Here is a 10,086-nt window from a genome sequence, read left to right on the forward strand (position 1 = left end):
GTTGTTTGTGACCGCATAGGTTGGGTTAACAAGGCGGGTTACCGCGGGTTAATGGAGTGGAAGTGCGTGCACGGTAGCGGACATGATCACGGCTTTTCGCATTCGTTCGACTTCGACCCGCCGCTGATCTGCTTCTCGCATCTTCGCTGGGATTTCGTGACCCAGCGACCGCAGCACCTGATGAAGCGGTTCGCGCAGAAGCAGACCGTGTTCTTCTGGGAAGAACACATCCCATGCGATCACCCGCTGCCGTATCTCGAACATCATCCGTTTCCGGCGGACCGCATCGTCACGCTCCGACCGCGCCTGCCGCACTGGTGGAACCCAGACCAGGTTGAGGCAGGGTTGCGCGAGTTGCTCGACATGTTCGTCAGGACGAGCGTTCGCACGAAGCCACTGCTCTGGTTCTACACGCCGATGATGATGCCGTTCGCCGAGCATCTCGAAGCTGCGGCGGTCGTCTACGATTGCATGGACGAACTGTCCGCGTTCCGCTTCGCCGACCCTGCCCTCCTCGAGTGCGAAGCGCGGTTGCTTGCACGAGCGGACCTCGTCTTTACCGGTGGCTACAGTCTGTACGAGGCCAAGCGCGACCGACACCGCAACGTCCACGCATTCCCCTCGGCAGTCGATGTCGCGCATTTTGGGCAAGCCCGTACGGGCGCTGTCGAACCCGAAGATCAGCGAGGCATCGGTGGCCCGAAGCTCGGTTTCTTCGGCGTGATCGACGAACGCATCGACTTGGCGCTGATCGACGCGGTCGCCGACGCCCGCCCCGACTGGTCGTTCGTGATGATTGGCCCGGTCGTGAAGATCGATCCGGCGCATCTGCCGCGCCGTCCGAACATCCACTGGCTGGGTTCGCGCCATTATGGCGAGCTTCCCGCATATCTGTCGGGGTGGAACGTCGCGCTGATGCCGTTCGCAATCAACGCCGCGACGCGGTTCATCAGCCCGACCAAGACGCCCGAATATCTTGCCGGCGGGTTGCCTGTCGTCTCCACCCCGATCGTCGATGTGATCCGCCACTACGGCGACGTCGCGGCGGTCGCGATTGCGGCTGACGCCCTCGCGTTCGTAGAGGCGTGCGCCGAGGCCCTGGCTCTTCCACGCGAAGGCACGTGGCGCGACGACGCCGATCGACTGCTCGCAACGCAATCCTGGGACCGGACCCAAACCGCAATGGCAAACGAAATCGACCGCGTCCTGCGCACCAAACGATCCTACCAACCCAGCGTGAAGCGCGAACGCTACGACACATTAGTCGTCGGTGCCGGTTTTGCCGGTGCGGTCCTTGCAGAGCGGCTCGCCGCGGACAGCGGACAGCGCGTGCTGGTCGTCGACCGCCGCCCGCATATCGGCGGCAACGCCTATGACGAGCATGACGAGGCGGGCGTGCTGATCCACCGCTACGGACCGCACATCTTCCACACCAATTCCGCCGACGTGTTCGACTATCTCTCGCGCTTCACCGCATGGCGACCGTACGAACATCGCGTCCTGGCGAGCGTCGATGACAAGTTCGTACCGATGCCGATCAACCGCACGACGCTCAACGCACTGTACGGCCTGTCGCTCGAGGACGACGCGGCGGCGGCGGCTTTCCTTGCCAGCCGGGCCGAACCGGTCGGCGAGATCCGCACCTCCGAGGACGTCGTCGTCGCTGCGGTCGGGCGCGATCTCTACGAGACGTTCTTCCAGGGCTATACGCGCAAGCAATGGGGTCTCGATCCGTCGGAGCTCGACCGCACCGTCACCGCGCGCGTACCGACGCGCACCTCGACCGACGACCGCTATTTCACGGACACCTTCCAGGCAATGCCCGCCAACGGCTACACCCGGATGTTCGAGGCGATGCTCGATCATCCCGGGATCACGCTCGACCTGGGCGTCGAGTATCGAGACGTTATCGAGCGCGTCGACGTTGGCCACATCGTCTTCACCGGACCGATCGACGAGTATTTCGACTTTCGTTTTGGCAAGCTGCCGTATCGCAGCCTGCAGTTCCGTCACGAAACACACGACGTCGCGCAGTTCCAGCCGGTTGCGGTCGTAAACTATCCCGACGAGACCGTGCCGCAGACGCGGATCACCGAATACAAGCACCTGACCGGTCAGCTCCACGCGAAAACCAGCATCAGCTATGAATTCCCCAGCGCGGAAGGTGACCCGTATTATCCCATCCCACGTCCGGAGAATCAGGCGCTGTTCAAACGTTACGAGGCGCTCGCCGATGCGGAAGCGGGGGTGACGTTCGTGGGACGGCTGGCGACGTATCGGTATTATAACATGGACCAGGTCGTTGGTCAGGCGCTCGCGACCTATCGTCGGATGGCGGCCAAGGTCGCTGCTCCTGCCGCTCCGGTTCTGGCCGCCGAATGACCCGCATCTGTCTGCTGACCGACAGCCTCGCTCCGTCCGGCGTCGGCGCGCACATGATGGCACTTGCCGAGGGGTTGCCCGCGGACGACATCGTCGTTGCCGCTCGACCCGGTAGCGGTCTGCTCGAGCGGGCCGCCGCCGCGGGCTTCGCCGTCAAGGCGCTTGACGATGATCCGGGCCTTGCGCACTGGTTTCGCCGGGCACGGCCCGATATCGTCCATGTCCACGCCGGTATCGGCTGGGAAGGGCACGCTGCGGTTCGCGCGGCGCACGCGGTCGGCGTGCCGGTGATCCGGACGGAACACCTTCCCTATCTCCTTACCGATCCTGCACAACGCGACGAACACCGGGAGTCTGCTTCCATGCTCGCGCGGCTGATCTGTGTTTCGGACGCCGTCCGGGACACCCACCGCGCCGCCGGCGTGGACCCGGTTCTGATCGACACGATCCACAACGGTGTCATGCCGCACCAGCCCTCCCGATCGCGGGCGGTGCTGCGCGGCGAATGGGCCGTCGGCGATGCCCCCGTGCTCCTGATGGTCGGGCGTTTTGCCGAGCAGAAGGGCCATGCGCTGCTGCTCGCCGCGCTTCCGGCAGTGCGCGCCGTGTACCCGGATGTGATCGTGCTGTTGGCGGGTGACGGTCCTCTGCTGATCCCCACTGCCCGCAGTGTATCCGCAAGGGGCCTTGCCGGCAGCGTACGGATGCTTGGCAACCGCAGCGACGTCGCAGACCTGATGACGCTGGCGGACCTGTTGGTCCTCCCTTCCGCGTTCGAGGGCTTGCCGCTGGTCGCGCTCGAGGCGATGGCCGCCGGTCTTCCCGTCGTGGCGACCGTTGCGCCGGGCAATGCCGAAGCGATCGAGGACGGGGTCACCGGCCGCCTGACCGCTGCCGACCCGGCCAGCTTTGCCGACGCGATTGTCTCGATGCTTGCCGATCGCGACGCGCTCGCGACGATCGGGACCGCGGCGATCGAACGCCAGCAGGCGCAGTTCTCGGCGGACCGGATGATCGCCGAGACACGCGCGGTCTACGCCGGCGTGCAAGACCAGACAGAAACAAAAGAAGGAGACAGTGTGGAGCGTACACGGATCGGGTTCATCGGCGCGGGCGGCATCGCGCACCGGCATTTCGGCGTACTCGAACAGTTCGACGACGTCGCGATCGTCGCAGTCGCCGATGTCGACATGGCGCGTGCGACCGAGGCGGCTGCCCGGTTCGGGGCGCGCGCGTTCGACGACGCCGCCGCGATGCTCGCATCGGTCGAGCTCGATGCGCTCTACATCTGCGTGCCCCCCTTCGCTCACGGCGAACCGGAACGCCTCGCGATCGACCACCGGCTTCCGTTCTTCGTCGAGAAACCCGTCGCGCTCGATCTCGGCACTGCGGAGGATGTCGCTGCGTCGGTCGAGCGGCTCGGCCTCGTCACCGCAGTCGGCTATCACTGGCGGTATCTCGATACGGTCGACGAGGTGAAGGCACTTCTGGCGGCCACGCCAGCGCGCCTGCTGTCGGGCTATTGGCTCGATTCCACGCCACCGCCGCGCTGGTGGTGGCGCAAGGACGCCTCGGGCGGCCAGATGCTCGAGCAGACGACGCATCTTGTTGATCTCGCGCGCTATCTCGTCGGCGATGTCGTCCGCGTCTATGGCCAGTCGGGCCACGTCGACCGTGCAGCCTTCCCCGACCTCGATGTCGCGACGACGAGCACGGCGATGCTGACCTTCGCGAGCGGTGCGATCGCAAATTTCGCCTCGACCTGCCTGCTCAACTGGAACCACCGCGTCGGGCTCCACCTGTTCGGCGAGGGCCTCGCGATCGAACTCACCGACCGTGACGTCATGATCGACATCGGTCGCGGGCGTCCGGTGCGCGGAACGCAGAGCGATCCCGTCGCACTGGAGGACCGCGACTTCATTGATGCGGTCCGCGGGGGCGAGAACCGCATTCGTTGCCCCTACCCCGCCGCGCTCGAAACGCTCCGCCTTGCGCTGGCGATCGAGCGCTCCGCCAGCGAAGGCCGCGCAATCGACGTGCGCGAGCGGGAGGCCGCGCATGTCTGAGTGGCGCCACGTCCGCTCGCTCGGCGTCGAGCGCCCTGGGCAAGCCTATTTCTTCGGCTATGACGAAGCGCCCCCGGGGGACGGGCAGGTCAGGCTCGATCTGCTGTACACCGGCTTTTCCGCAGGCACCGAGCTCACGTTCGTCAAGAACAGCAACCCGTACCTTCATTCGCGCTGGGATGCGGGTCGCGGCGTGTTCGTCCCCGGCGAACCGAGCGCGCACTATCCGGTGCCGTTCCTCGGCTACATGGAATGCGCGCGCGTCAGTGACAGCCGCGTCCATGATTTTGCAAACGGCGACGTCGTGGGCACCGTGTTCGGGCACAAGACCGGCCACACCGCGGACCCTTTCAACGACCTGCTGACGAAACTCCCCGCCGAGATGGACCCCATCCTCGGCATCTATGTCGGGCAGATGGGGCCGATCGCCGCCAACGGCATATTGCACGCGGACGCCGAACTGCTCGGCCCCAATGTCGTCAACCTCGGCGACGGCATCCGCGGCCGTCCGGTGCTGGTGATCGGCGCCGGGATCGTGGGCATGCTGACCGCGCTGTTCGCACAAGGCAGCGGTGCCAGCGAGGTCGTGATCGCCGACCCCTCCCCCTTCCGCCGCCTTCGCGCCGAATGCCTCGGCATCACAGCGATGACCGAGGATCAGGCCTGGGCGCATGCCAAGGCCCGCTGGCTCCACGGTGGCGACGATCGTGGTGCCGACGTCGTTTTCCAGACCCGTGCCGATGCCGCGAGCCTTCACGCCGCGATGCAGGCGTTGCGGCCGCAGGGCACGGTGATCGACCTCGCGTTCTACCAGGGTGGGGCGGACCGGTTGCGGCTCGGTGAGGAGTTCCATCACAACGGGCTCAACCTGCGGTGCGCTCAGATCAACCGCGTTCCCCGCGGCCTGGGGTTCCAGTGGGACCGCCGCAGGCTCGCAAACGAGACGGTCAAGCTCTTGCTCGCGCGCGGTCCCGAGATCCGGGCGCAGTTGATCACGCACGTGGTGCCTTACGACGATGCGCCCGCGTTCATCGCACGGCTGGTCGGCGAACGTCCCGAATTCCTCCAGATTGTGTTCAAGGTCGGCGATTGAAACCTCTACCGATTTCCGACGCTCCCCCGATCCGCATCCTGTTCGTCTTTGCCTGGCTCGTCGTCGGCGGCGAAGAGACGGAGGTGCGGCTGCTCGCCCAGGCGCTCGATCCCGCGCGCTACCGGATCGAAGTCGTCGCCTGCTTCCGCAAGCATGGGATGCCCGAGCAGACGCACGCGCAACTGGAAGCGATCGGCGTTCCCGTCGACCGAACGCCGTACGCGCTCGGCTTCGACGAGACCGTGGCGTATCTCGCCAGCAAGATTCCCGGCTACGACATTGTCGTCTCCTGCCAGAACGTTGCGGATATCTATCCTGCGCTCGAACGAATTCATCTCCGCCCGCCGCTGATTGAACATGGCGGCCTCGTATCCGAGGCACTTGCCGGCCCGAAGCATTTTACCAGCCGCTACGTCGGTGTTTGTGCATCGATCCGCAACGCCGCTGCCAGCCATATGCCGGGCCGCGAACATCATGCGCTCGAGATCCCGTCGATGGTTGACACCCGCGCTTTCGATCCGGCTTGCCGAATGCCCGTTCGTGCGACACTTGGGATTGCGGACGACGTCCCGTTGATCGGATGGCTCGGTCGACTCGATCCCAAGAAGCGAGTCGAGGACTTTATCGACGCCGCGGCGCTGGTGCACCGGCGACATCCTGCCGCACGCTTCGTTGTGATTGGCGGGCCGGACGCGTTCCTCCCCGATTATGCAGTCGCGTTGCGCAGCCGCGCGACGTCTCTCGGACTGGATGGAGCGCTCAGTTTCATCGGCGATCGGGACGACGTGCCCGACCTGCTTGTGGCACTCGACGTTTTCGTGTGGCTGTCGCGCGGCGAAGGGATGCCGCACGTCATCGTCGAAGCCGGTGCAGCCGGCCTGCCCGTCGTAGCGACGCGCGACAACGGGTCCGAGCAGCAGATCGTCGATCAGGTCAGCGGCCTGTTCGTTCCGCACGAGGATCCGTCGGCGGTTGCCGCGGCGATCGAGCGGTTGATCGACGATCGGTCGCTCAGGTCCCGCCTCGGCCGCGCGCTGCGCACGAAGGTGAATGCGGAATATGCGGTCGGCGCCGTCGTCCCGCGGTGGGAAGCGCTGTTCGCCGAGCTCCTGGGGGACCGTACGCGCCTTCCCCGTGCGACAGGACTCTTCCGGAGTTTCCTGCAAGGCGGCTTCGAATGCTCGACGCATCGACGGGCGCACGACCGGAAGCGCGTCGACGTGGTCGCAGCAAGCCACCACGACGTGCTTGCCAAGCATGACTACGCGGAACTCGCCAAGCTGGGCATCCTGACCGTCCGCGACGGCTTGCGCTGGCATCTGATTGAACGCGAACCCGGTCGCTACGACTGGTCGAGCCTCAATCGCCAGCTTGCTGCTGCGAAGATGACCGGAACCGAGGTCATCTGGGATCTGCTGCATTATGGCTGGCCCGACGACATCGACATCTGGACACCGGCGTTCGTCACGCGGTTCGCCGCCTTCGCCGCCGCCGCGGCGCGACATATCGGCCCCGCTGCCGCCGGCGAACGCCGCTTTTACGCCCCCGTCAACGAGATCTCGTTCTTCGCCTGGGGCGGCGGGGACGCGGCGTACCTCAACCCGTTTGCCCGCGGGCGTGGCTACGAGCTCAAGGTGCAGCTCGCCCGCGCTTCGATCGCCGCGATGGAAGCGATCCTCGTGGTCGATCCGGCGGCGCGGTTCGTCCACGCCGACCCGGTCATCAACGTCATTACCGATCCGGGCCGCCCCCATGACGCTCCCGCCGCCGAAGGCCACCGCCTTGCGCAATATCAGGCATGGGACATGATCGCGGGGAAGGCCTGGCCACAGATCGGGGGCCGCGACGCATTGCTCGATATCGTCGGCGTGAACTTCTACCACAACAACCAGTGGATCCATGGCGGCCCGCCGCTACCGTACGATCATCCGCTCAGTCGCCCGCTCCACGCAATTCTCGCGGATGCCTATGCCCGCTATGGCCGCCCGATCTTCATCGCCGAAACCGGGATCGAGGGGAGCGCTCGCCCTGACTGGTTGCGGATGATCCTGCGCGAGGTGAAGATCGCCCGATCGCTCGGCGTACCCGTGGAGGGGGTCTGCCTCTACCCGATTCTGGATCATCCCGGCTGGGACGATGACCGCTATTGCCCCAACGGGCTGCTTGCCTGTTCGGAACACATTACCGAGCGTATCGCGTTCGCTCCGCTGGCCAAAACCATTCTCGACGAAGGTTTGGTTCCGTCGAGCACGACCCTATCGGAGACCGCTTACCGATAGTGGCTCCAGCGTCTGGCGTTCCAGGCCCGCTGCTGCACCGTGTCGCCGAAGCGCCAGAACATGGTCTTGCGTTCGTGCGGACCGGCACGAACGAGCGTCCAGCTTTCTCCCAGCGGCAATGCCACGATCCGGTGAATGTGACTCGCATCGATCCAGTGGCGCGAGTGTGGGTGCCGGTCAACGAATGCGCTTCGCCACGCACCGTCCGGCTGGAAGGTGAAGACCTCTTCGATATATCCACCGGACAGAATGGTGGTCTCGAACGACCAGGGATGATCATGCGGATCGGCGTGCGGCTCAGGCCGAACGAACCGATGCAATACCCTGCCATCATCGAGATGATATTTCACAAATGCGGGGGACATTCGCTCTGCGCGAACGATCGACGTGCCCGGCGAAGCATGATTGCGGGCGACTGCGGGGATACGAATAGGCACATCGCGGACATGGTATCGCGCGTTGCTACCAAGAAGACCTGTATCGATAAATACTAGGTCGAGCTTGGTATTAAAACCGGCAATCTTGCCCCGCGGTTCGGCGTTGAGCGTCGGACCGGGCGTAAGGTTCGATGATCGCCTCCCGGAAAGCGCCTTCAGCCTAGCAGTTAAGATTTGCTGCACAGTGACCATCAGACCCGCGGACTTTAGCGGTACTAGACGACCCGTTAATCGAGGCGAGGTTCAAGCTTTTGATCTCGAATGCGTCGATGGCGGCCATCGCGTTCACTCAGGGCTGTCCTTGGCATTAAGCATCTTGGAGGAGCACGATTGGCTCCAGTTCCTGACATATTCGCTTCACGTCATCGACGGTGACGAACCGGTGCGCGTTGCAGACACATTGTCTCCTTGTCGGAAAGTGAACGAACGTCAGCTTACTGTAGTCGCGACCCGAAAGCGGACTGGCCGCTTTCCACCCAATATGACTACACAGCCCCTGCATAGCTGCCTGAAGGAACGTTCGCTTACGCCGTTCGCCTCCCGAAAGCGGACAGGCAATAATCCACCCATATGACGATACAGCCCCCTGCCTATCTGCCTGAACGAACGTCCGCTTACGCCGATCGCTTCCCGAAAGCGGACCGGCGGCCTTCCCACCCTGATAAACTCTCACCGCGTTCCTGACCCTCTTGAACAAACGACCGGTTGCGGCAAACGTCACCCAAACGCAGCTCGCCCGGTCATTGTCTGAGTGAGCAGAGCTACGCGACGCGCGCTCAAGGTCGCTAGGCGAATGCGCAACGGTGGGATCGCAAGCTCCACCGCATGGGGGCCGCCTACCAGAACCGAAGTTCAGAACGATCCGATATTCACCTGACAATCCCACCATTGCCGCCGCCCCAGGGGGAGTCGGCGTCGCTCGATGCCTTACAGACGTATTAACCCATTGCCGTGATCGTATTGCGGAACCGCACCAAAGCCGCACCAAAGAACATCGCGCCGATCACCCCCAACGCCAGAAACTGCGGCCACACCACGTCGATCCCCGCGCCGCGATACAGGATCGCTTGCGCCAACCGGACGAAATGTGTGGTCGGTGCCGCGAGCATCACGTCCTGCACCATCGCCGGCATGCTCTCGCGCGGGGTCATTCCGCCCGACAGCATCTGCAGCGGCAACAGCACGAGCATCAGCAACAGGCCGAATTGCGCCATCGACCGCGCCACTGTCCCCATGAAGATCCCCATCGCCGTCGTCGCGAACAGGTGCAGCGCAGCCCCTGTCAGGAACAGCGCGAGCGACCCCTCGATCGGCACCCGCAGCACGCCCTGCACCATCACCACCAGCGACAGGGCGCAAGCGACCAGCACGACCAGCCCCATCGCCCAGATCTTGCTCGTCATGATCTCGAACGGCGTGACCGGCATCACCAGCAGATGTTCGATCGTACCGTGTTCGCGTTCGCGGATCAGCGCCGCGCCGGTCAGCACGATCGACAGCATTGTGATGTTGTTGATCACCTCCATCACCGAGCCGAACCAGGATTGCGCCAGCGTCGGATTGAACCGCATGCGCAGCGCGAGGTCCACCGGAAGCACCGCGACGCTGCGCCGATGCTGAAGGAAGGCGGTCGCCTCGTCGTCCAGGATCTGGCGGACATAGCCGCCGCCGGTGCTTTCGTTTGCGGAGGCTGCTTGTGCGCCAAACACACAAAAGCCCCCGTCCGATCGGACAGGGGCTTTTGTGATACCATTGGTTGCGGGGACAGGATTTGAACCTGTGACCTTCAGGTTATGAGCCTGACGAGCTACCGGGCTGCTCCACCCCGC

General features: G+C 64.5%; 6 protein-coding genes. 4 read left to right on the forward strand and 2 right to left on the reverse strand.

What is annotated here, in order from left to right; translation table 11 throughout:
- Nucleotides 1-180 precede the first annotated feature (180 nt).
- From glf to AC3WJR_RS20020, 4 genes are read left to right on the forward strand one after another with little or no spacing between them, the layout of a single operon-like run.
- Nucleotides 181-2,382 (forward strand): UDP-galactopyranose mutase, encoded by a 2,202-nt coding sequence (gene glf, locus AC3WJR_RS20005; protein ID WP_492727378.1) that lies wholly within the window; start codon nt 181-183, stop codon nt 2,380-2,382.
- Nucleotides 2,379-4,448 carry a glycosyltransferase gene (locus AC3WJR_RS20010; RefSeq protein WP_492727366.1) on the forward strand — a complete coding sequence of 690 codons (2,070 nt, stop codon included), beginning with the start codon at nt 2,379-2,381 and terminating at the stop codon, nt 4,446-4,448. Before glf ends, AC3WJR_RS20010 begins: the two co-directional genes overlap by 4 nt.
- Nucleotides 4,441-5,541 (forward strand): zinc-dependent alcohol dehydrogenase, encoded by a 1,101-nt coding sequence (locus tag AC3WJR_RS20015; RefSeq protein ID WP_492727367.1) that lies wholly within the window; start codon nt 4,441-4,443, stop codon nt 5,539-5,541. Before AC3WJR_RS20010 ends, AC3WJR_RS20015 begins: the two co-directional genes overlap by 8 nt.
- Nucleotides 5,538-7,820, forward strand: coding sequence for a glycosyltransferase family 4 protein (locus tag AC3WJR_RS20020; protein WP_492727368.1), 2,283 nt, complete (start codon nt 5,538-5,540; stop codon nt 7,818-7,820). The genes AC3WJR_RS20015 and AC3WJR_RS20020 overlap by 4 nt, the downstream gene beginning before the upstream one ends.
- Here the strand turns inward: AC3WJR_RS20020 and AC3WJR_RS20025 are convergent.
- Both AC3WJR_RS20025 and AC3WJR_RS20030 read right to left on the reverse strand, forming a co-directional pair.
- Nucleotides 7,811-8,449 (reverse strand): hypothetical protein, encoded by a 639-nt coding sequence (locus AC3WJR_RS20025; protein WP_492727370.1) that lies wholly within the window; start codon nt 8,447-8,449, stop codon nt 7,811-7,813. The two genes, AC3WJR_RS20020 and AC3WJR_RS20025, sit on opposite strands and share 10 nt — an antisense overlap.
- Before the next feature lie 746 nt (nt 8,450-9,195).
- Nucleotides 9,196-9,966: an ABC transporter permease gene (locus AC3WJR_RS20030; RefSeq protein ID WP_492727371.1), complete on the reverse strand. Its 771-nt coding sequence runs from the start codon at nt 9,964-9,966 to the stop codon at nt 9,196-9,198.
- Between the last annotated feature and the right edge of the window lie 120 nt (nt 9,967-10,086).

Source organism: Sphingomonas sp. FW306-05-A (assembly GCF_058782275.1).

Coding starts and splice junctions, on each gene's coding strand:
- glf (WP_492727378.1), top strand. CDS start 181: ATGAAGCGGTTCGCGCAGAAGCAGACCGTGTTCTTCTGGGAAGAACAC.
- AC3WJR_RS20010 (WP_492727366.1), top strand. CDS start 2,379: ATGACCCGCATCTGTCTGCTGACCGACAGCCTCGCTCCGTCCGGCGTC.
- AC3WJR_RS20015 (WP_492727367.1), top strand. CDS start 4,441: ATGTCTGAGTGGCGCCACGTCCGCTCGCTCGGCGTCGAGCGCCCTGGG.
- AC3WJR_RS20025 (WP_492727370.1), bottom strand. CDS start 8,449: ATGGTCACTGTGCAGCAAATCTTAACTGCTAGGCTGAAGGCGCTTTCC.